The 21,725-nt window shown below is 67.2% G+C and carries 19 protein-coding genes; 5 read left to right on the top strand and 14 right to left on the bottom strand.

What is annotated here, in order from left to right; genetic code table 11:
- Positions 1-1,005, bottom strand: a complete 1,005-nt coding sequence (locus LPA45_RS22700; RefSeq protein WP_317921339.1) for a tripartite tricarboxylate transporter substrate binding protein — start codon at positions 1,003-1,005, stop codon at positions 1-3.
- A 129-nt stretch (positions 1,006-1,134) separates the two neighbouring features.
- Between LPA45_RS22700 and LPA45_RS22705 the strand changes: the two genes are divergently transcribed.
- Positions 1,135-2,046 (top strand): LysR family transcriptional regulator, encoded by a 912-nt coding sequence (locus LPA45_RS22705; protein ID WP_317921340.1) that lies wholly within the window; start codon positions 1,135-1,137, stop codon positions 2,044-2,046.
- Positions 2,047-2,078: 32 nt separating this feature from the next.
- Here the strand turns inward: LPA45_RS22705 and LPA45_RS22710 are convergent, their stop codons facing one another.
- Entirely contained in the window at positions 2,079-2,975 is an 897-nt protein-coding gene (locus LPA45_RS22710) for a LysR family transcriptional regulator ArgP (protein ID WP_317921342.1), read from the bottom strand.
- Between the two features lie 73 nt (positions 2,976-3,048).
- Here LPA45_RS22710 and LPA45_RS22715 point away from each other — a divergent pair, with 73 nt between their 5' ends.
- Positions 3,049-3,711, top strand: a complete 663-nt coding sequence (locus tag LPA45_RS22715) for a LysE/ArgO family amino acid transporter (protein WP_317921344.1) — start codon at positions 3,049-3,051, stop codon at positions 3,709-3,711.
- Positions 3,712-3,768: 57 nt separating this feature from the next.
- Here LPA45_RS22715 and LPA45_RS22720 read toward each other — a convergent pair whose 3' ends face one another.
- The 10 genes from LPA45_RS22720 to LPA45_RS22765 form a co-directional block, all read right to left on the bottom strand.
- A complete protein-coding gene (locus LPA45_RS22720) occupies positions 3,769-4,791 on the bottom strand; it encodes a transketolase family protein (protein WP_317921346.1) in 1,023 nt (340 codons plus the stop codon).
- Entirely contained in the window at positions 4,788-5,633 is an 846-nt protein-coding gene (locus LPA45_RS22725; protein ID WP_116319754.1) for a transketolase, read from the bottom strand. Before LPA45_RS22725 ends, LPA45_RS22720 begins: the two co-directional genes overlap by 4 nt.
- 48 nt (positions 5,634-5,681) lie before the next feature.
- On the bottom strand, positions 5,682-7,010 hold the full coding sequence (locus LPA45_RS22730; protein ID WP_317921348.1) for an MFS transporter: 1,329 nt from the start codon (positions 7,008-7,010) through the stop codon (positions 5,682-5,684).
- Between the two features lie 83 nt (positions 7,011-7,093).
- Positions 7,094-7,843: an SDR family NAD(P)-dependent oxidoreductase gene (locus LPA45_RS22735; protein WP_116319756.1), complete on the bottom strand. Its 750-nt coding sequence runs from the start codon at positions 7,841-7,843 to the stop codon at positions 7,094-7,096.
- A gap of 157 nt (positions 7,844-8,000) precedes the next feature.
- A complete protein-coding gene (locus LPA45_RS22740) occupies positions 8,001-8,891 on the bottom strand; it encodes a LysR substrate-binding domain-containing protein (protein WP_317921350.1) in 891 nt (296 codons plus the stop codon).
- Between the two features lie 83 nt (positions 8,892-8,974).
- Positions 8,975-9,313 (bottom strand): copper-binding protein, encoded by a 339-nt coding sequence (locus LPA45_RS22745; protein WP_317921352.1) that lies wholly within the window; start codon positions 9,311-9,313, stop codon positions 8,975-8,977.
- Positions 9,310-12,480, bottom strand: a complete 3,171-nt coding sequence (locus tag LPA45_RS22750) for an efflux RND transporter permease subunit (protein WP_317921354.1) — start codon at positions 12,478-12,480, stop codon at positions 9,310-9,312. Before LPA45_RS22750 ends, LPA45_RS22745 begins: the two co-directional genes overlap by 4 nt.
- Positions 12,477-14,027, bottom strand: coding sequence for an efflux RND transporter periplasmic adaptor subunit (locus LPA45_RS22755; RefSeq protein ID WP_317921356.1), 1,551 nt, complete (start codon positions 14,025-14,027; stop codon positions 12,477-12,479). Before LPA45_RS22755 ends, LPA45_RS22750 begins: the two co-directional genes overlap by 4 nt.
- Positions 14,024-15,325 (bottom strand): TolC family protein, encoded by a 1,302-nt coding sequence (locus LPA45_RS22760; protein WP_317921402.1) that lies wholly within the window; start codon positions 15,323-15,325, stop codon positions 14,024-14,026. Before LPA45_RS22760 ends, LPA45_RS22755 begins: the two co-directional genes overlap by 4 nt.
- Before the next feature lie 70 nt (positions 15,326-15,395).
- Positions 15,396-15,797 carry a hypothetical protein gene (locus LPA45_RS22765; RefSeq protein WP_116319897.1) on the bottom strand — a complete coding sequence of 134 codons (402 nt, stop codon included), beginning with the start codon at positions 15,795-15,797 and terminating at the stop codon, positions 15,396-15,398.
- Positions 15,798-16,120: 323 nt separating this feature from the next.
- On the opposite strand from LPA45_RS22765, the gene phaP reads away from it, so the two are divergent.
- The gene (gene phaP / locus LPA45_RS22770) at positions 16,121-16,516 is read left to right on the top strand and encodes a TIGR01841 family phasin (protein ID WP_317921357.1); all 396 of its coding nucleotides are present in this window, start codon (positions 16,121-16,123) and stop codon (positions 16,514-16,516) included.
- 79 nt (positions 16,517-16,595) lie between these two features.
- The gene (locus LPA45_RS22775; protein WP_317921358.1) at positions 16,596-17,405 is read left to right on the top strand and encodes a response regulator transcription factor; all 810 of its coding nucleotides are present in this window, start codon (positions 16,596-16,598) and stop codon (positions 17,403-17,405) included.
- Positions 17,406-17,492: 87 nt separating this feature from the next.
- On the opposite strand, the gene LPA45_RS22780 is transcribed toward LPA45_RS22775, so the two are convergent.
- Together LPA45_RS22780 and LPA45_RS22785 are read right to left on the bottom strand one after the other, a co-directional pair.
- Entirely contained in the window at positions 17,493-18,479 is a 987-nt protein-coding gene (locus tag LPA45_RS22780) for a tripartite tricarboxylate transporter substrate binding protein (protein WP_317921359.1), read from the bottom strand.
- Positions 18,480-18,583: 104 nt separating this feature from the next.
- Positions 18,584-19,492 (bottom strand): LysR family transcriptional regulator, encoded by a 909-nt coding sequence (locus LPA45_RS22785; RefSeq protein ID WP_116319898.1) that lies wholly within the window; start codon positions 19,490-19,492, stop codon positions 18,584-18,586.
- A 222-nt stretch (positions 19,493-19,714) separates the two neighbouring features.
- On the opposite strand from LPA45_RS22785, the gene LPA45_RS22790 reads away from it, so the two are divergent.
- The gene (locus LPA45_RS22790) at positions 19,715-21,679 is read left to right on the top strand and encodes an aconitase family protein (RefSeq protein ID WP_317921361.1); all 1,965 of its coding nucleotides are present in this window, start codon (positions 19,715-19,717) and stop codon (positions 21,677-21,679) included.
- Positions 21,680-21,725 lie beyond the last annotated feature (46 nt).

Here is a 21,725-nt window from a genome sequence, read left to right on the forward strand (position 1 = left end):
TCATTGCGGCTGCAGGCCGATGGCACGGGCAATGCCGCGGTACTGGTCGATGCTCTGCTGGTACGCCTTCTGGCTGTCCGCCAGCGATGCCGGACGGGATGCGGGCAGGTTCGCGGCATCCAGGCTGGCGCGCACCGCCGGCTCGGCCAGCGTCTGCGCCAGCGCCTTGTGCAGCGCCTGCACGACTGGCTCGGCGGTGTCCTTCTTCACGAACACGCCGGCCCACGTCGAGTAGTTGAAGCCGCGCAGCGCCCTGCTTTCATTGACGCTCGGCACGGACTTGACCGCGTCGAGCCGGTTCGGCGACAGCACCGCCAGCATCCTGACCTGGCCGGTGCGCATGCGCTCGATATCGGGCTTGCCGAACGGCGAGATAAAGATATCGACGATGCCGCCCACCAGGTCCTGGATCACGGGCGCGCCGCCCTTGTAGGGCACGTGCGTCATCGGTGCGCCGATGGTCTGCGACAGGTGTGCCCCCAGCAGGTGATAGAGCGAACCGACGCCGACGCTGGCGTACGTCAGCGGCTTGCCCGCCCGGGCCGCCTGCGCGGCATAGGCGGCGAGTTCATCGACATCCTTCACCGGCAGGTCCTTGCGCACCAGGATGGCCAGGTCGACCGCGCCGACCATGTGGACCAGCCGGAAGTCCTCGCTCTTGTACTTGATGGCGGCGTTGGCCAGCGGCGTCGTGATCAGCTCGCCCGGACCGGCCTGGAACAGCAGGTGCCCGTCGGCCGGCGCATGCAGTACCTTCTGCGCGGCGATCGCGCCGCCGGCGCCGCCGAGGTTCTCGACGATGACCGGCTGGCCGAACTGCCGGGCGAGCGGCGCATTGAGGTTGCGGGCCACCACATCCGACAGCCCGCCCGCCGGAAACGGCACCAGCAGCGTGACCGGCCGGTCGGGGTAGGCGTAGGCCGGCGCCAGGCCTACGCACAGCAGGCCGGCCACCGCGCCGCGCAGCAGCCGGCGGGCAATGTTCTGGAATCGGATTGGGGTCATGGCAGTCTCCTGGGCGCCTTGCGTCGCTTTGTGTGGGTGTTGTGCGACGGATCGTATCGGCCAGCCTGCTATGTGTCCAATGCATTACTCGTCTAGAATTTATTCATAAAACTCATTCACAAGGCATCGATGCACCTCAAACACCTGCGGCACCTGCTCATGGTTGCGGACGTGGAATCGTTCAGCCGCGCGGCACAGCGCCTGCACCTGACCCAGTCGGCGCTGAGCCGCAGCATCCAGGCGCTGGAGGACGAGCTTGGCGGCAAGCTCATCGACCGCCATGGCCGGCGCAATGTGCTGACCCCGCTGGGCGAGCTGATCGCGGAACGGGCCCGGCGCATGCTGTTCGAGGAGGCCGAGCTGCATCGCAGCGTCGAACTGTTCCACCGCCATCACCTCGGCGCCATCCGCGTCGGGCTGGGCGCGGGCCCCGGCGCGGTGCTGATGACGCCTTTTCTCCGGCACATGGCCATGCACCACCCCGGCATCCAGGTGGCGGTGTCGCTCGGCACTTCCGATGCGCTGATGATCCAGCTGCGCCAGCGCACGCTGGACGCGGTCATCGTCGAGGTCACCAGCGTGGCGCCCGCCACCGACCTGCGCCATGAATTGCTGGCGCAGCTGCAGGGCCGCTTCATCTGCCGCGCCGGGCATCCCCTGCTGCAGCAGGCCGCCGCCGGCGACGCCGTGACCTTCGACGATGTCATGCGCTATCCGCTGGCGTCGGCACCGCTGAGCCCGGAAGTCGCGCGCGGGCTGGTCAAGCGCTTTGGCCCGCGCGCCGACCCGGAGCATTGCCTGAGCCTGCGCTGCGAGAACGTGCGCAGCCTGGTCGAGGCCGTGCTGGTCTCGGACGCGATCCTGTTCAGCATCGTCGCGGCGGTGCGGACGGAAATCGCCGAGGGCAAGCTGTGCGAGCTGGTGACCACGCCGGCGGTCGACGATGGTCCCAGGTATGCGTTCTTCACGCTGGCGGGCCGGACCGAGGCACCGAGCATGGCGCTGTTCCGGCGCTTCGTCGACGAGCACCTGCACGACTGACGACGGCAAGCCGGTGAGTTGCCGCTGGCAAGTCAGGGGGGCAGCAACGCGGCGCGGCCGGCGGCCAGCACCTTGCGGCTCAGGCCGTCGAGCAATCCGGACGCGGCGCGCGCGTATTGCCAGTGCAGCGGCACGTTCAGCGGCGTACCCGGCACCAGCTCGACCAGCGAGCCGTCGTCGAGGTGCTGCGCAATCAGCGACTGCGGATGCAGGCCCCAGCCCATGCCCGCCAGCGCCGCGGTCACGAAGGCCTGCGACGAAGGCAGCGTGTGCCGGGGCAGTTCCACGTGCCGATGGCACTGCCGCCGCGCCCAGCGCACCTGCAGTTCGTCCTTGGTGTTGAACACCAGGCTGGGGGCCTTGGCCAGCGTGCCGGCACCCACGCCGCCGGCAAAGTGCTGCCGCACGAAGGCCGGGCTGGCGGCCGCCAGGTAGCGCATGGCCCCCAGCGGCTGGCTGTTGCAGCCTGCCGCCGGGCGCGCCGTCGCGGTCACGGCCGCCAGCACGGCGCCGCTGCGCAGCCACTCGGTGGTGTGGTCCTGGTCGTCCACGGCCACTTCCATCAGCACGGGGCTGGCCGCCGCGAAGGCCGCAATGGCCGGCGCGGCCCAGGTCGCGAGGCTGTCGGCATTCACCGCGACCGGCAGCACGACGCGCGCAATGCCTTCCGGCGCCAGTGCCGGCAACGCTCCCTGCAAATCCTGCTCGAGCAACCGCACCCGGTCGACGTGCTGGCACAACTTGCGGCCCGCCTCCGTGGCGCGGCAAGGCTGGTCGCGCACCACCAGCGCACAGCCCAGCCGCTCTTCCAGCAGCCGGATGCGCTGGGAAATGGCGGATGGCGTGACATGAAGCGCGCGGGCAGCGCGCTCGAAACTGCCTTCGCGCACCACGGCGGCCAGCGCGGAGAGTGCCGAGTAGTCCAGCATGGCTTAAGTTTTTCTAAACTGAATAAAGGAAAGATAGTTTGTCTTCATCGGCGCGTGCAGGCAAGCTGCGCCCATGATGACGCCATTCGCCACCCCTTACCTTCCTTTGTCGGTCTCGGTACAGGTTTCACTACAGGGCATGGCCCTGGGCCTCGGCCTGATCGTCGCCATCGGCGCGCAGAACGCGTTCGTGCTGCGCCAGGGCCTGCGCCGCGAGCATGTCGGCAGCGTGGTGCTGTTCTGCGCCGTTGCTGACGCCTTGCTGATTGCGGGAGGGGTCATGGGCATGGCCGGGGCGCTGGGCCAGAGCCCCGGCCTGGCGCGCGCACTGGCGCTGGCCGGCGCAGCGTTCCTGGCGCTATACGGATGGCGGGCACTGAAGCGCGCGCGCCAGTCGCACCAGCTGCGGGCGGCGGCCGGACAGGACCGCCTGGGCCGCGGTGCCGCGCTGGCGCAGGCGGCGGCGTTCACGCTGCTCAATCCCCATGTCTACCTCGACACGGTGCTGCTGGTCGGCAGCATCGGCGCGCAGCAGCCGGCGGCGCTGCGGGGCTGGTTCGTGGCGGGCGCGAGTTCGGCCAGCCTGTTCTGGTTCGGGCTGCTGGGATTCGGGGCGCGCTGGCTGGCGCCGTGGTTTGCGCGGCCGTGGGCCTGGCGGGTGCTGGACGGGCTGATCGGCGTGACGATGTTCGTGCTGTCGGCGCTGCTGCTGCGTCACGCGCTAGCGGGGATCTGAGCCCTGCTGTCATTCCCGCGAACGCGGGAATGACATTGGTGATGGGCAAGACGGCCGTCAGGCGATCCAGTTGCGGATCGATTGCGCCATCACGCCCGCCGAGATGCCATAGCGGTCGTGCAGCGTGGGCAGCGCGCCGGCATCGAGGAAGGCGTCGGGTAGCCCGACCTGCCGGAACGGCACCACGGTGCCCGCCTGCATCAGCGTGGCCGCCACGGCCTCGCCCAGGCCGCCGATCACGGTGTGGTTCTCGGCCACCACCACCAGGCGCCCTTGCCGCCTGGCTTCGCGCAGGATGGTCTCGGTATCGAGCGGCTTGATGGTCGGTACGTGCAGCACCGCCACGCCGATACGGTCCTTCTCCAGCGCCTTGGCCACCTCCAGCGCGCGCATGGTCATGATGCCGGACGAGATCACCAGCACCTCGGCGCCGTCGCGCAGCAGCCTGGCCTTGCCCAGCTCGAACTTGTAGTCGTACTCGTCCAGCACCACCGGCACGTTGCCGCGCAGCAGGCGCGCGTACACCGGGCCGTTGTGCGCGGCAATGGCCGGCACCATCTGCTCGATATCGATCGCGTCGCACGGGTCGATCACGGTCATGTTGGGCATGGCCCGCATCAGCGCCAGGTCTTCCGCCGCCTGGTGGCTGGGGCCGTAGCCGGTGGTCAGCCCGGGCAGCGCGCAGACGATCTTTACGTCGAGGTTGTCCTCGGCAATGGTCTGGTGCATGAAGTCATAGGCGCGCCGGGTGGCGAACACCGCGTAGGTGGTGACGAAGGGCTGCGCGCCCTCGTGCGCAAGGCCGGCGGCAGCGCCCATCAGCAACTGCTCGGCCATGCCCATCTGGTAATAGCGCTCGGGGAACGCCTGCGCAAAGATATGCAGGTCGGTGTACTTGCCCAGGTCGGCGGTCATGCCGATCACGTTCTGCTTCTGGCGGCCCAGTTCCACCAGCGCGTGGCCGAAGGGGGCGGACCGGGTGGCCTGCCCTTCGCCGGCAATGGAGGCGATCATCGCCGAGGTCTTCAGCTTCGGCTTGGCGTTGGTAGTGGCGTTGGTGGTAGCGATGGTATTGCTCATGCTTGTCTCCCGGCTTCCAGGGCCTGCAGTGCGAGTTGCCATTCATGGGCATCCACGCGGATAAAGTGGTTCTTCTCGCGTTGTTCGAGGAACGGCACGCCGCACCCCATGCGCGTATCGCAGATGATCATGCGCGGCTGCGCGCCGCTGTGCTCGCGCGCCGCACGGAAGGCGGCAGCCACGGCGTCGATGTCGTTGCCATCGACGCGCTGCGTGAACCAGCCGAACGCTTCCAGCTTGGGCACCAGCGGCTCGAACGCCATGATCTGCGTGGAGGGCCCGTCTGCCTGCTGGTTGTTGACGTCGACAATCGCGATCAGGTTGTCCAGCTTCCAGTGCGCGGCGGACAGGATGCCCTCCCAGATCGCGCCCTCGTCCAGCTCGCCGTCGGAGAACAGCGTGTAGACGAAGTTGCCGGAGCCCTTGCGCTTGAGGCCCAGGCAACGGCCCACCGCAATGGTCAGGCCCTGCCCCAGCGAGCCGCCTGACATCTCCATGCCGGGCGTGTAGCTGGCCATGCCCGACATCGGCAGGCGGCTGTCGTCGCTGCCATAGGTCTCCAGTTCTTCCGCGGGCAGGATGCCGGCTTCCAGCAGCGCCGCGTACAGCGCGATGGCGTAGTGGCCGTTGGACAGCAGGAAGCGGTCGCGCCCTTCCCATTCGGGGTCTTCGGGGCGGTAGCGCATGGCGCCGAAGTAAGCCACGGCGAGCACGTCGGCGATATCGAGCGCCTGGCCGATATAGCCCTGGCCCTGGACTTCGCCCATTAGCAAGGCGTTGCGGCGGATGCGGTAGGCGTGTTCCCGCAAGGACACGGCCTGGTCGGTGGATGCTTGTTGCATGGTGTCTCCAGCAATCGGTTCGATCAACATTTGGGGAAAAGGGGGGCGTCAGCGGTTCACGGTCCTGGCGGGGACCAGGAACACCAGCATCGCGCCAAAGACCACGGTGGCCGAGATAAACACCAGCCCGGCGGTGGACTTGCCGGTCAGGTCGTTGAGCCAGCCGACGATGGCGGGCGAGAAGAAGCCCGCGAGGTTGGCGACGCAGTTGACTGCGGCGATCCCGGCCGCGGCCGACATGCCGCCCAGCAGCGCGGTAGGCAGCGCCCAGAACTGCGACGACGAGGCCAGGATGCCGGCGGCGGCGATGCACAGGCACACCAGCGACGCGCTGACACTGCCCAGCAGCGGCAAGGTGGCAAACCCGGCGGCGGCGACCACCATCGGCACGATCAGGTGGAAGCGGCGTTCGCGGCGGCGGTCGGCGCTCATGCCCACCAGCGGCAGGGCCACGATGGCGCACAGGTACGGCAGCGCGGTGTAGATCCCCACCCACAGCGGATCGGCGACGCCGGCCTTGCGGATGATGGTGGGCAGCCAGAAGGTCAGCCCGTACTGGCCCAGCACCACGCAGAAGTAGATCGCTGCCATCAGCCACAGGCGACGGTCCGCCATGAACGAGCGGATCGACATGTGCTCCATCTTCTGCGCGTTGTCGCCTTCGATATTGCGCTTGAGCAGCGCCTTCTCCACGTCGGTCAGCCAGTGCGCCTGGTCGATGCCATTGTCGAGGTAGTACAGGATGGCCACGCCCAGGCACAGTGAAGGCAGCGCCTCGATCAGGAACAGCCACTTCCAGCCGGCCAGGTCGCCCACGCCGTGGAAGGCATGCATGATCCAGCCCGACAGCGGCCCGCCCACCATCCCCGCCAGCGGGATCGCCATGAAGAACATCGACAAGGCCTTGGCACGCCGCTCGGACGGGAACCAGTAGGTCATGTACAGGATCACGCCCGGCGCGAAGCCGGCCTCGGCCACGCCCAGCAGGAAGCGCAGGACGTAGAACTGGGTCGGCGTGGTGACAAAGGCGAAGCACGCCGAGATCACCGCCCAGGTCAGCATGATGCGCGCCAGCCAGCGCTTGGCGCCGACCTTGTGCAGGATTACGTTGCTCGGCACTTCAAACAGGAAGTAGCCGAGGAAGAAGATGCCGGCGCCCAGGCCGTAGATGGTTTCGCTGAACTGCAGGTCGCTCAGCATCTGCAGCTTGGCGAAGCCGACATTGACCCGGTCCAGGTAGGCACCGAGGTAGCACAGCATCAGGAACGGAATCAGCCGCTTCACCACCTTGGCGTAGGTGCGGGTCTCGAAGGTGGCGGAATCGGCGTGCAGCGTCGCTTCGCCGCCAATGGGCGAAGCCGCGTATTTGGTCTTCATCGGTTGTCTCCTGCCTGGCGGCGCCGCCCTGCGGTGCCCCGGCTGTTGAAGGTTCCGCCTCTGTCGGGCGGCTTCACTTGAATTTAGTGGATCAGCATGCCGCCATTGACGTCGAGCGTGATGCCGGTCAGGTAGGCGGACATGTCGCTCGCTAGGAACACGCAGGCGTTGGCCACGTCGGCGGCATTGCCCAGGCGGCCCAGCGGGATGCCTTTGATGATGTCGGCGCGCATCTCGGGCGTGAGCTTGTCGCCGGTGATGTCGGTCTGGATCAGGCCCGGTGTGATCGAATTGACGCGGATGCCGTCCGCGCCGAACTCGCGCGCCATGGCGCGCGCCAGCCCCAGCACGCCGGCCTTGGCCGCGCTGTAGTGCGGGCCGCCGAAGATGCCGCCGCCGCGCTGCGCCGAAACCGACGACATGCACACGATGCTGCCGCGCTGCTGCACGCGCATCTGCGGCAGCACCGCCTGCGACATGTACAGCGTGCCGCGCAGGTTCACGTCGAGCACGGCGTCGTAGTTGGCGGCCTGGATATCGAGCGTGCGCACCGGCTGGGTAATGCCGGCGTTGTTGACGAGCGCATCGACGCGCCCGTAACGCTGCAGCACGGCCTGCACCGCGCGCTCGCAGGCGGCCTTGTCCGTCACATCGCAGGCCAGGCCCAGGTGCTGGTCGCCCAGTTCGCCGGCGGCAGCCTGGGCGTCTTCCAGGCGCAGGTCCAGGATGACCACGGTGGCCCCCTGCGCGGCGAAGGCCATGGCGGTGGCCTTGCCGATGCCGCGCGGCGAGGCCGCGCCGGTGATGATGACTACGTTGTTCTCGACCAGCATCTTTGTCTCCTTGAAATTGGACTTGGGATGTGTCGAGTTTTGTCGCTGGCGGCTTGCCGATCAACGCTGTCTGCCTCAGCTATTGCTGAGAAATTTTCAAACGACGGCGGCGGGGCGCCGATTCCCGCGCCGCGGCAGGCACTTGCCGGGCGCCGGCTCAGCGCGGCGCCGGCAGTTGGCGGTCGAGCCAGGCGAGGAAGCGCGCCACGCGCGGCAGTTCGGCGTTCTGCGCCGGATAGACCACGTGGTGGCTGCCCACCTCCACCGCATGGCTGTCGTCGAACACCGGCACCAGCGCGCCCTTGCCGATCTGCACCGATGCCAGCAGCGTGCTTTCCAGCGCCACCCCCAGCCCCAGTGCGGCAGTCTCCAGCGACATGTAGGAGCGGTCGAAAGTGAAATCGAAGGTCTTCTTGTGCGAAGCCGGCACCCCGAACCGCGCGAACCACTGCTGCCACTGCACCAGTGGCGTCTCGGAATAGATCAGCCGCTGCGCCAGCAGGTCGTCCGGTGTACGGATCGGATGCTTTTCGAGATAGGCGGGTGAGGCCAGCGGCGCAATCGTCTCGCGCCGCAGCGTCTTCACCTGCAGGTCGCGCCAGTGGGCGTAGCCGTGGCGGATATCGACGTCGTAGTAGCCGCTGGTGAACGGCACGTCTTCATACGAGCACGACAGGTTGAGCTGGATATCGCCGTTGTCGGCCTGGAACGATTCCAGCCGTGGCAGCAGCCACATCAGGCCGAAGCTCGGGCTTGAATGGACGCGCAGGATCTCGACATTGGCCGGGCTCGAAGCGCGCTCGGTGGCGCGGTTGAGGTCGGCAAGCACGCCCGTGACATCGCGCAGGTACTGCTCGCCCACCGGCGACAGCGCCAGGCCGCGGCCCTGCCGGAAGAACAGCGCCTGGCCCAGGATCTCCTCGAGATTGCTGATCTGGTGGCTGACGGCGGACGCCGTCAAACCCAGTTCCTCCGCGGCGCGGCTGACGCTCTTGGTCCTGGCGACGCTTTCGAAGGCGATGATGGCCTTTACCGGGGGAATCCGCATGGCATGTGGTTCGGCGTGGAGTCGCAGCGATTCTACTGTGTATGGCAAGCACGCGCCGCTGCGGCGACACGTGCCTGCCGCGCTTACTTGCGCTGCATCTCCACGACGGTCGGCTTGCCGTTGATGTTGTCGAATATGACCGACACCGACTCGCCTTCCTTGAAATGCTTCAACGAAGCGCGATCCTTGACCGGGAACGCCATGGTCATGGCTGACATGCCAAGGTTTTCGATCGGGTCATGCTTGAGGGTGACTTTTCCGGCCGTCACATCGATCTTCTTGATTTCCGCCGCAACGGGGCGGGCAGCCTGCTTCGATCCGGTTGACGGCTTCATGTCCATGCCGTCCATCGATCCTGCGGCAAATGCCGCCGGCATGCCCGCCAGGGCCAGCACGATTGCGAGAGTGTTGACGCGTTTCATCTTGATTCCTCTTGAAACGAAGGTTGGGTAGAAGGTGGAGTGGGTCTTGCCTTGCGTCTGCGGATCAGCAGGTACACCGCCGGCACGACAAACAGGGAAAGCAACGGCGCGGTCACCATGCCGCCGACCATCGGGGCGGCAATGCGCTGCATGACTTCCGAGCCGGTACCATGCGACCACATGATCGGAAGCAGGCCAGCAAGAATGACCGCGACCGTCATGGCCTTCGGGCGCACACGCAATACGGCGCCTTGCTGGATGGCTTCCATCAGGGCGGCCTGGCTGGTCTCGCCACGGTCCTCGCGCTCGCTCCAGGCTTGCTTCAGGTAAAGCAGCATGATGACGCCGAACTCCGCCGCCACGCCGGCCAGCGCAATGAAGCCGACCACGCCGGCCACTGACAGGTTGTAGCCCAGCAGGTAAAGCAGCCAGAACCCGCCGATCAGCGCCAGCGGCAACGTGCCCATGATCAGCAGCGCTTCGTCGAGTCGACCGAACACCAGGTAAAGCAGCACGAAGATGATCAGCAGCGTGAACGGCACGACCATCTTCAGCTTCGCACTCGCCCGCTCCAGGTACTCGAACTGCCCCGACCAGCTCAGCGAGTAGCCCGCCGGCATCGGCACCGCCTTGGCCACGGCGGCCTGCATGTCGTGAACGGCCGAGCGCAGGTCGCGTCCGCGGATGTCCACGTACACCCAGCCGGACAGGCGGGCGTTTTCGCTGCGCAGCATCGGTGGTCCCTGCACCACCCGGATCCGCGCAACGTCGGACAGGACGATCTGCTGGCCCCTGTCGGTCACGATGGGGAGGCTGCGCAGTTGCTCGACCGATTCGCGGTAGTCGCGTGGATAACGCACATTGATGGGAAAACGCGCCAGCCCGTCGACGACTTCCCCAACGTTGTCGCCGCCGATTGCCGACGACACGATGCGCTGGACATCCTCGATGTTGAGTCCATACCGCCCGGCCGCCATGCGGTCGATGTCGACGTCGATATAGCGCCCGCCGGTCAGCCGCTCGGCCAGCGCCGAGCTGACGCCGGGTACCGTCCTGACGGCTGCTTCGATGTGCGTCACCAGGCGGTCGATCTCCTTCAGGTCCGTGCCAGCCACCTTGATGCCAACCGGGCTCTTGATGCCGGTGGCAAGCATGTCGATCCGGTTGCGGATCGGCGGCACCCAGATATTGGACAGGCCGGGCACCTTCACCACCCGGTCAAGCTCCTCCACCAGCTTGTCGGTCGTCATGCCGGCACGCCACTGTTCACGCGGCTTGAAGCGGATGGTGGTCTCGAACATCTCGATCGGCGCCGGATCGGTCGCGGTATCCGCGCGGCCCGCCTTGCCGAACACGGTGGCCACCTCTGGCACGGTCCTGATCAGGCGGTCGGTCTGCTGCAGCAACTGCGCTGCCTTGCCGACGGACAGCCCCGGCAGCGCCGACGGCATGTACAGCAGGTCTCCCTCGTCGAGGGGCGGCATGAACTCGCCGCCGGTCCGCATGACCGGCCAGGCGGTCGCAAGCAGCAGGAGCGCGGCAACTGCCACGGTGGCCCTGGGACAGGCGAGCACCCTGGCCAGTACGGGTTGATAGGCGCGGATCAGCCATCGGCTGAGCGGATTCGACTGCTCTGCAGGGATCCTGCCGCGGATCATGTAGCCCATCAGGACTGGCACCAGCGTCACGGACAGGCCCGCCGCCGCGGCCATGGCATAGGTCTTGGTAAAGGCCAGCGGCGAGAACAGCCGCCCCTCCTGCGCCTCGAGCGTGAACACCGGGATGAACGATAGCGTGATGATCAGCAACGAGAAGAACAGCGCGGGCCCCACCTCTGCCGCCGCCTCGCCGATCACGTCCCAGCGCTCGTGCGCGCTCAGCTCGGCTCCCGGATTGTCGGCATGCCAGTGCTCCAGATGCTTGTGAGCGTTCTCGATCATGACAACCGCGGCGTCAACCATGGCGCCGATCGCAATGGCGATCCCGCCCAGCGACATGATGTCGGCATTGACCCCCTGGTATCGCATGACCAGGAACGCTGCCAGCACCCCCAGCGGCAAGGAAACGATGGCCACCAGCGCGGAGCGCAGGTGAAACAGGAAGACCAGGCAGACCAGCGCGACGACGATGAACTCTTCGACCAGCTTGTGCGTCAGGTTTTCCACCGCCCGGTTGATCAGGGCGGACCGGTCGTAGGTGGTGACAACCTGCACGCCAGCCGGCAGGCTCGTCTGCAACGTGGCGAGCCTGGCCTTGACCGCCTCGATGGTTTCCAGCGCGTTCTTGCCCGAGCGCATCACGATGACGCCGCCGGCCACCTCTCCCTGGCCGTCGAGCTCCGCAATGCCGCGCCGCATCTCGGGGCCGAGCTGGATGACGGCGACATCTCCCAGCCGCACCGGTATGCCAGCTTCGCTGGTCATCAGCGGTATCTGCCGAAAATCGTCGAGTGTCGTCAGGTACCCACTGGCGCGGACCATGTACTCCGCTTCACCCAGCTCCAGCACCGAGCCGCCGGTCTCCTGGTTGGCGCCCTTGAGCGCCGCCAGCACCCTGGCCTGTGACAGGTTGTAGGCGCGCAGCCGATCCGGCATCAGCACGATCTGGTACTGCTTCACCATGCCACCCAGCGAGGCGACCTCGGCGACGTTGGGCAGTGATTTCAGCTCGAAGCGCAGGAACCAGTCCTGCAGCGCACGCAGTTGGCTCAGGTCATGCTGTCCGGTCTTGTCCACCAGCGCGTACTCGTAGATCCAGCCAACGCCGGTGGCGTCCGGCCCCAATGCCGGCCGGGCCGCGGCGGGCAAGCGGGATTGCACCTGGTTCAGGTATTCCAGCACCCGCGAACGAGCCCAGTAGAGGTCGGTTTCATCATCGAACAACACGTAGACAAAGGAGTCGCCGAAGAATGAATAGCCGCGCACGGTCTTGGCGCCTGGCACCGACAGCATGGTGGTGGTCAGCGGATACGTGACCTGGTTCTCGACAATCTGCGGTGCCTGGCCGGGAAATGGCGTGCGGATGATGACCTGCACGTCGGACAGGTCCGGCAACGCGTCGAGCGGAATACTGCGCACCGCCCACAAGCCCCATGCGGTCAGCATGACCGTGGCCAGCAGGACCAGGAAGCGGTTGCGGATGGAGGCGAGAATGAGCCGGGCGATCATGGCTTGCTCCCCGGGGTAACGCCGGCCGGCTCGATCGATGACAGGATCGCCACGCCGTCCTTGTCCAGATGGAAGCGGAAGCGGATGCGGTCACCGGGCCTGAGCGCTTTGGGCAGGCCCGCAGGCGGCGCGGCGAAATCCATGGTCATCGCGCCCCACTGCGCCGAGGGTATCGGTCCGTGCGAGATCGTCAGGCTGTCAGTGCCGTTGACTGCCTCGATGCGTCCGAGGCCCTCGTGCTCGGGCGCCGCTGCCGCCGCCGGCGCGGACGCCGCCGGGGTGGCACCCATGCGTTCCGCGGTGCCGCGCAGGCTGGCCTCCGAATCGATGAGGAATTGCCCGGAAGTGACCACCTTCTGGCCCGCCTGAAGGCCGTCCACCACCTCCACCATGCCCGCGGCCTCGCGCCCTGTCTTGATTTCGGTTGCCACGAAGCCTGCGTTGCCGGCATCCACCATGACGATGCTGCGCCGGCCGGTGCGGATGACGGACTCCAGCGGAATCATCAGCACGTCTTTCTGGTCACCGCTGTCGAACCGGGCCGTCACGAACATGCCGGGCAACAACTGCCTGCCTTTGTTCGCCAGGACAATACGCACCTTGATGGTACGCGTGGCTGGATTGACGTCCGGCAGGACGGTTTCGATCTTTCCGGCCAGTGGCTCGGTTGCGCCGGTGGGCAACACCTTGACCGCCTGGCCGGAAGCGATGGCGCGGGCCTGCCCCTCCGGGACCTCGGCAATCACCCAGATCCGGCTCAGATCGGCCAGGCGGAACAGCGTCATGCCCGGAGAGACCGTCATGCCCTCGCGGACCGCGACCTCGGTCACGATGCCGTCGACCGGACTCACGATGCCAAGATGGGGCTGGAGCTTGCCGGTTGACTCGACCACGCTGACCTGGCCTGGCGTCATGCCTGCCTGCAGCATGCGGGCCCTGGCCGCATTGCGCAGGTCAGACCGGCCATCGGCGGCAATGCGGGACACGGCGAGGTATTCTTCCTGCGCGGCGATCCAGTCGGGCGAGTACACCGTCACCAGCGCTTGCCCGCGCCGAACCGGGTCAAGCGTCGCCTTGACCGCGACCTGCTGGACGAAGCCGTTCGTTCGCGCCTGAATCACCTGGACGCTGCGCTCGTCGATGGCAACATTGCCGGGCGCCTCGAGCACGGCGCTGATCCGGCCGGCCTTGACCTCGGCCGTGCGGATGCCGAGGTTCTGTGCGACACGGCTGTCGACCGTGACGCCGCTGCCCGCGCCCTCCCCATCCGCGTGGACAGGCACCAGCTGCATGTCCATGAACGGTGACTTGCCCGGCTTGTCGAAACGCTGGCCGGGCACCATCGGGTCATGCCAGTACAGGATCTTCTTGCCGGTCTTCGGATCGGTGTCACCAGCCTTGAGCGCAGGGTGCGCGCCGGTTGCCACGGACGACTGCGCCGATTGCACCGATTGCGTCCCGCGCGCGACGCCCAGCTGATAGGCGCCATAGATGGCGGCGCAGACCACAACGAAAACTGCCGCCACTGCAATGACCGGGGTCTTCATTTCAGCTCCTTGGTGGCCGGCTCGGATTGCGCGGTGGGAAGCGGGACCAGAAAGGCCAGGTCGGCCCAGAGTTTTGCCGTCTTCGCTTCCAGCGCCAGGCGCTCCACCGCCAGGTCGATGGCCCGATGGTTGGCCTCGGCGACAGCGAGCAACGACCCGGTATTGGCACGGTAGGCCGTGAGCGCGGCATCCGCCTGCGCGCTGGCGAGCGGCAAGGTCTTCTCGTCGTAGCGCTTGAGCCGCCCGAGGTTGCGCTGCAACTCGGCGACCTTGGCGCCCACCATGGCCTGCGTATTGCGGCGGATGATTTCGAACCTGGCACGCGCCTCATTGGCCTGTGCCAGCCTGGCTGCGATGTCGCGGTCCTGGCGATTGCCCCGGTCCCAGGGCACCGGGAAGCTGACGTTGAGCGACCCCATGTTCGAGTAAGCCGGGCCGCGCTGGCTGTACATCAGTTCGACCGTCACATCCGGCTTCCGGGCTTCCGTCGCCACCTGGATCTCCGACTCCGCCAGCGCCACTTCGCGCTGCGCCGCCGTGATCTCTGGCACCGAGTCGAATGCGCCTTGCGCCAGCTGCTGGACGCCTTGCGGAACGTCGAGCGGCGGACGCTCCGACAATGGGCGACTTGCCGCAGGCCCGACCCAGCGCTCAAGATTGAGCCTGGCCGTGGCAACGGCGGCCTGGTTTTCATCCAGGCGGTCATGCAGCTTCTGGATTTCCAGCTCCATCGCCAGGACATCCGCGCGCGAGCCACGCCCGCTGCGATAGGCGGCCGCCGCCGCCTGAAGCGCCAGGTCCAGAGGATGGCCGTGGTGCCCGAGAAGGACGCCGGTCTGTTCGGCATACCATCGATCGAGCCAGGCACCGGCCGCATTGCGCTGCACGCTGGCCAGTCCGACAGCACGCTGCGCCTCGGCGGCGGTCGCCTCCGCTTCCAGTCGCGCCACCCGTGCGCGCCGCTTGTCCGGACGCGTGAATTCCTGCATCACGCTGACGGACCGCATGGTCATGAAGTCCCGGGTAAGCGAGAACTGGTCCGGCCCGTTCAGGGGGACATTGTTGAGCCCGAGCTTGAGCACCGGGTCCGGCAACTGGCCAGCGGCGACCGCCATTTGCATGGCCGACTCGACGGCTCCGACGGAGGATTCGGCATTACCCGCGTGCGTCGTCGCGAGCGCGACGGATTCCGCGAGGGAAAGGTTTGGGGCGGCTTGCGCAGCCGCGGCATGCGACCACGCCAGGCCCAGGGCAGGCGCGCAGAGCAGCGCCAGGGTCAGGCGACGAAGAGAAAGCATAAAGCCTCCATGAGCGACGACAGCTGCCCGGATCTGGCGGGGCAGCACCGAATGGACGTCGATCTGGAGGCTACGTTTGAAAACTGCAGTGAAGGATGTTAAGCGGCGGCGGCCCGCGTGCCGCCACGTCTGCGCGCAGCGCGACGCGAACCTCGGCAAGGACCACGCGCGTGGGTTCCACGATGCTCCTCAGCACCGGCAGGAATGCCGGAATCTGCGGGGATACATGGTCCGAGCTCTTGGAATCGGCCTGGCAGTGCGCCAGGCATAGCCCGCTCTGGTCAATGCCCTGGTCATCACTGCCGGCCGCCATGTCCGCGCACGATTCGGTCATCGCCGCCGCGGTGCCGCTGTTTTCCATCTGGTAGCGGCTACCGGTACAGGCGTACGCGACTGCTGCCAGCTGAACTGTCAGGAATACAACAAGCAGGAGGCCGGCGAAGATGGGATGCCGGCGATAAGGGTGGCGCAAGAGTGGCTTTATGGTGGCGTGCGTGACGGAAGGATACTGCGTTTTTGGGTGATCCACCCTACCTCCTGGCGGATTCCAGGGCGCCTCAGCGCGAGGCTCATCGAAAACGAAAGCGAAAATACAAAATCGTGCAAAAACGCTGAAACCATCGGGGAATCCCCCTAGGACGGCACACCACATTGTCTAGAGTGCTTACTCTAAAATGGGTCGCGAAATGATGCAACGCAGCACGCCGGGTGCCTCTTTCGACGCAATCCGGTTGTGTGTTTACCAGCAACCTGTCGTCCGGCATTGAGCCCAGGCGGACCAAAGGAAACCATTGCATGCCCGTTTTCGCGCCCGATCAGTTCGCTGTCCCCAACGGCAGCGGCTTTGCTGACTGCTTCGCCTTCTCCAGCATCCTGTTTGCCGGCTTCCAGCGGATCGCCGAGCTGAACCTGCAGACCGCCCAGTTGGCCTTCGAGGAAAACCAGCAACGCATGCAGGCGCTGTTCGCCAGCAAGGACCTGCGCAAGGTTCTTGAACTGCAAAGTGCCCTGACGCCGCTTGCCGCCGACAAGGCCTGCGCCTACACGCGGCAGGTGTGCGAGATCGCCGCGGAAACGCAGGCCGGGCTTGCCCAGCTGGCCCAGGCCCGCTTCCAGCAAGCGGCTGAACTCGCGCAATCCAGGCTGAGCCACGCCACGGCGGCGGCTGTCGCCGGGCGGGTCGCCGCATAACCCACGGTCGCCGGACGCGCCGCCTGCCGCCCCTGCCGCGGCCACGGCGCCGCGTCCGCGCGCAAGAGAGAAGCGTGCAATGAAGGTGCTGTTGATTGAATCCCACGCTTTGCTGCGGGTTGCGTTGTGCAGGACGCTGGAAGACGCCGAGGACGTCGGTGAGGTCGTCACGGTCGATCCGGCGAGCATCGCCGCGCCTCGCGCCGCCGGTGAAGCCATCGCATTCGTCGTGCTCGGCCTGCCGGAGGATCCGGAGGCAGCGTGGCAGTTGCTGTGCCAGGTCGGCAGGACCTGGCCTGCAGCGCGGATACTGGTACTGTCCGACTACGCGCCCGCGAACTGGGTCGATGACAAGGTCACGGCGGGCGTGGTGGGCTGCCTGCCGAAATCGGTGGGGCCCGATGTCTTGAAGGCATCGATCCGGCTGGTCGCCAGCGGCTACCAGGTCAGCCTCGGGCCGTTCCGCCAGCGGCCGGGTGTCGCGGTGGCATCGCACGATGGCACGCGCAAGGGCAGCGCGGGGAAGCCGCAGACCGTGGCGTTGCGTTCGCCCGGCGACGTGAACGCTCCCGGCGAAGCCCACCTGCTCGGCCTCACGCCGCGCCAATATGAAATCCTGGTACTGCTCGCGCGCGGCTATCCCGCCAAGACCATCAGCCGGCAGCTGAACGTTTCCGTGGCGACGGTCAAATGCCATTGCCACGCCGTCTACAAGACGCTCGGGGTACGCAGCAAGGGCGAAGCCGTCCACGTGGCACTGCAACGCGGTGCGCGCCTGGGACAGGCAGGCCCCGGTCCGGGACATCCGGCAGCGCAGTTCGTGGCAAGCCCACCGCAACCGGCGCAACATGCGGCAGTCGCGGATTCCGAGGATTGCCCGGCGCTGTAGGCAGGCTGAAAAAAACAAGGCCCGCCGCAAGCGGCGGGCCCGGGTTCAGGCACGTTGCCTCAAGCACGTTGCCTCAAGCACGTTGCCTCAATTCAGCGTCGCCCCCGCCTGCTTGACGATCCTCGCGTGCTTGTCCAGTTCGTTGCGCAAGAACGGCACGGCCGCGTCGGCCCCCGTGGCGGCCACGACCACGCCTTGCGCCGCCAGATGCTCCAGCACGTCGCGCTCCTGCAGCGTGGCCTGGATCCTGGACTGGAGCGCCGCGACGTTCGCCTTCGGCAAACCCGCAGGACCGACGATCGCCAGCCAGGCATCGAAGCTGTAGCGTGGCAGGCCCGACTCCGCCAGCGTCGGCACATCCGGCAAGGCCGGCACGCGCTGCGTGGTCGACACGGCGATGGCCTTGAGCTTGCCGGCCTTGATCAGTGGCAGCACCGCCTGCACCGTCAGGAAGCCGACCTGCACCTGGCCGCCGATCAGGTCTGTGGTGTAGTTGCCAGCCCCCTTGTAAGGCACATGCCGGATATCCACCTTCGCTTCGCTGGCAAACAACTGGCCAGCCAGGTGCAGCACCGTGCCGTTGCCCGACGAACCATAGTTCAACTCACCCGGCTTTGACTTGAGCAGCGCGATCAGGTCACGGGTGGTTTGCGCGCCGACGGATGGATTGACGACCAGCACCAGCGGCAGCGTGCCGATCACCGTGATCGGCGTGATGTCCTTGAGCGAGTCATAGGGCAGGTTCTTGTAGATGAACGGGTTGATCACGTGGTTCGACGAGATCAGGCCCAGGGTCGAGCCGTCCTTCGGCGCCCTGACGATCTGCTGCGTGCCCGGCACGCCGCCGGCACCGGCGATATTCTCGACCACTACCGACTGGCCCAGGTGCTTGCCCAGCGGCTGGCTCAGCGCACGCGCCACCGCATCGGCCTGCGATCCCGGCTGGGTCGGCACGATCAGCCTGACCGGCTTGGTTTCCTGCGCATTGACTGCGACTGGCAGGCTGCCCAGCGCGGCGAGGGTCGTGAAGCTGGCGAGCGCATGGCACGCCCGCCGAAACAGCGTTGTCCGCATTCCTTGTCTCCGTTTATTGAATCGCACCGTGAGCGGTGGCTTTGGGTCGGAGTGTAGGGCTGCGCCGCCGCGCGGCAGAGTGCTAATCCGCTGGACGGGGTATCTCAGGCTGGCATAGCCTCGGCGGTGCCCGGCTGCAGCGCGCGGATCATGGCCGCGATCGCCCGCAGCCGCGGTTGCTTGTAGGGCGCGTAGATCAGCAGCTGGCGCTCGCGCCAGGGCTCGTCGAGCGGCACGCGCACAAAGCCGCGCGTGCCGGCGTAGGCAGCGCCGGCGCTGGCCGGCAGCACGGCGATGCCCAGGCCCGCTTCCACCATGCGGCATGCGGCTTCGAAGCTGGACACCGTCACGCTCTGGTTGAACGGCAGGCGCAGGTTCGCCGCCTGCTCGCGCAGTTCCTGGTCGAGCGCGCCGCCGGACTGCACCACCACCAGCGGATGCTCCAGCACTTCGGCATAGCGAATGCGCTTGCGCCGCGCCAGCCGGTGCGAAGACGGAATCACGACATTGAGCGGATCGCTGGCGAACGGCCACGACTCCAGGCCGCCAGGCGTCTTGGCCGCGACGCCAATGCCGATGTCGACGCGATCGTCAAGGCAGGCGCGGATCGATTCGGCGGTGGAGCGTTCATACAGCGCGATCTCGACCAGCGGATGCGCCGCCTTGAACGCATGCAGGCGCTCGGGCAGGAAGCCGATGATGGCCGACGGACTGGCCGACACGCGCACCACGCCGGCAACCTGGTCGCCCAGATCCTGCACTTCGCGCGCGAAGCTGGCGATGTCCTCATTCAGCTTGCGGCCCAGTTCGAGCGCGCGGGCGCCGGCATCGGTCAGCACCACGCCCGCGGGCGAACGCACGAACAGCACCACGCCCAGGCTGCGCTCCAGCTCGGCGATGCGCCGGCTCAGCGCCGACTGCGCTATGTGTTCGGTTTCCGCCGCGCGCTTGATCGATCCTTCGCGTGCCGCGGCGAGGAACAGCTGGATATTGACGGGGTCGATGCGATGCATGGTCATTCAGGATGCCGGGCCGCGAGCCCGCGAGCCTCGTTTCGTCCCGATACTACCGCCTGCCTGTGCCTGCCGTCCGCGCCACACACAGCACAACGGGTTAACCCTGATATGCCACCGGCAGATAGCAGAGATGCCGGATCAGCGCTTCGTGTCCACGCCCCGCAGCCAGTAAAGTGCCGCCCATCTGCCAACCGTGCCACCGTGCCACCGGAGACCTCCATGAGCGCCCCCGATTTCCCAGGCCGCATCCTGTTCCTTGCCGACTCGGCGGATGCCGTGGCGCGCCAGTTGCGCGGCGAGGCCATCACGCCCGAGCAAGCCGGGGCTCTGCGCGACGACGTGTCCACCGACGAGATCACGCCGGTGCCGATCCTGACGCACTACGACGACAAGCTTGGCCGCTATCCCTATATGGGCTACAAGGTCGAAGGCACCTGCCCGGTCGCGCCCGGGGCGATCCGCGAGGGCGGCTTCTCGGTGACGGTCGCCGGCAACCGCTACGGCAAGGGATCGTCGCGCGAGCATAGTCCCGCGGCGGAAAAGCTGGCCGGCATCAGGCTGGTGATCGCGCGCAGCTTCGAACGCATCTATCGCCAGAACGCGGACAACATCGGCCTGTTCACCTCGACCGACTTCGGCCTGCTTGCGCGCCTGCAGGCAGGCGAGCCGATCCCCGCCGAAACGCTGGTGGCCGGACGCGACACGCTGGCCGCGTCGATCCTGCTGAGCGGGGGGCTGCTGAAGTTCGGCCAGCAATACCTGGGCATCGTCGAACCGGCGGCCGCGACGCCGCCCGCGGCACCGCAGACCCTGTTCGAGAAAATCGTCCACCGCCACCTGCTGGCGACGCCGGTCACCCCGGCAAGCCCGCAACCGGGCGACGGCGTTTTCGTGCGCGCCGACTGGCGCTTCATCCACGAGTACTACACCGGCATGTGCGCCCACATGCTGCACGCCACCTTCGGCAAGCCGCTGCGGCTCAGGGATGCCGAGCGCATCGTGGTGTTCGAGGACCATACCTCCTACGTCAATGAAAGCCCGGCGCACGTGCGTGGCGGGCTGGTCGACAACGTTGCGAGGATGTGCGCGGCACAGCGCGAGTTCGTCGACGCATACCAGCTGCGCTGCCACCGCACGCTGACCGAGGAGGCTTCCCGTGCCGACGACGGCGGCCATGCCGCGGGCATCTCGCACGCGATGATGGCCGAGCGCTATGCGCTGCCGGGACAGGTCGTGGTGGGCACCGACTCGCACACGCCGCATAGTGGCGCGCTGGGCTGCGTGGCCTTCGGCGTCGGCACCACCGACATGGCCAATGCGTTCGTGACGGGCGCGGTCCGCATGACCATGCCCGAGAGCATCCGCGTCGCACTGCACGGGGCCCTTGCGCCGGGCGTCACGGCCAAGGATGTGGTGCTGCACCTGCTGGCGCAGGCTGCGATCAAGGGCGGCGCCGGGGTCGGCAAGGTGTTCGAGTTCACCGGTCCCGTCGTGCGCGCGATGTCCATCGACGAACGCGCGACACTGACCAATATGTGCGCCGAGCTGGGCGGCTTCACCGGCATCGTCGCGCCGGATGCGCAGACGGTGCGCTTTCTCAAGGAGCGTCGCGGCATCGATTTCGTGATCGAGCCGTGGATGCGCAGCGACGACGATGCCGCCTTCGCGGCCACCATCGAACTCGACTGCAGCACGCTCGGCCCGATGGTGGCACGCCCCGGCGATCCGGGCAACGGCCTGCCGCTGGCAGCGCTGGACCGGCGCGTGCGCGTGGATATCGCCTACGGCGGCTCCTGCACCGCCGGCAAGCGCGAGGACTTCGACCTGTACCACGAGGTGCTGCACTGGGCGGTGCAGCGCGGCCTGCGGCTGCCGCCGCATGTCACGCTCTACCTGCAGTTCGGCACCACCGACGTCAGGGACTATTGCATCCGCCAGGGCTACATGGAGACATTCAACGCGGCCGGCGCGCGCATCCTGCAGCCGTCGTGCGGGGCGTGCGCCAACTGCGGGCCGGGCTCGTCGGAACGGGCCGGGCAGGTAACGGTCAGCTCGATCAACCGGAATTTCCCCGGGCGCTCGGGGCCCGGGCAGGTGTGGCTGGCGAGCCCGCCCACCGTGGCGGCCAGTGCGATGGCCGGTGAACTGGTGTCATTCCATGACTTGCAGCTGCGCCATGGGTAAGCCCGCCGGGCCGGCGAGGCAGCCAGCCCGGCGCGCTCAGGCCTGT

The organism is Cupriavidus sp. Agwp_2 (assembly GCF_040784895.1).
Taxonomy (GTDB): Bacteria; Pseudomonadota; Gammaproteobacteria; order Burkholderiales; family Burkholderiaceae; genus Cupriavidus.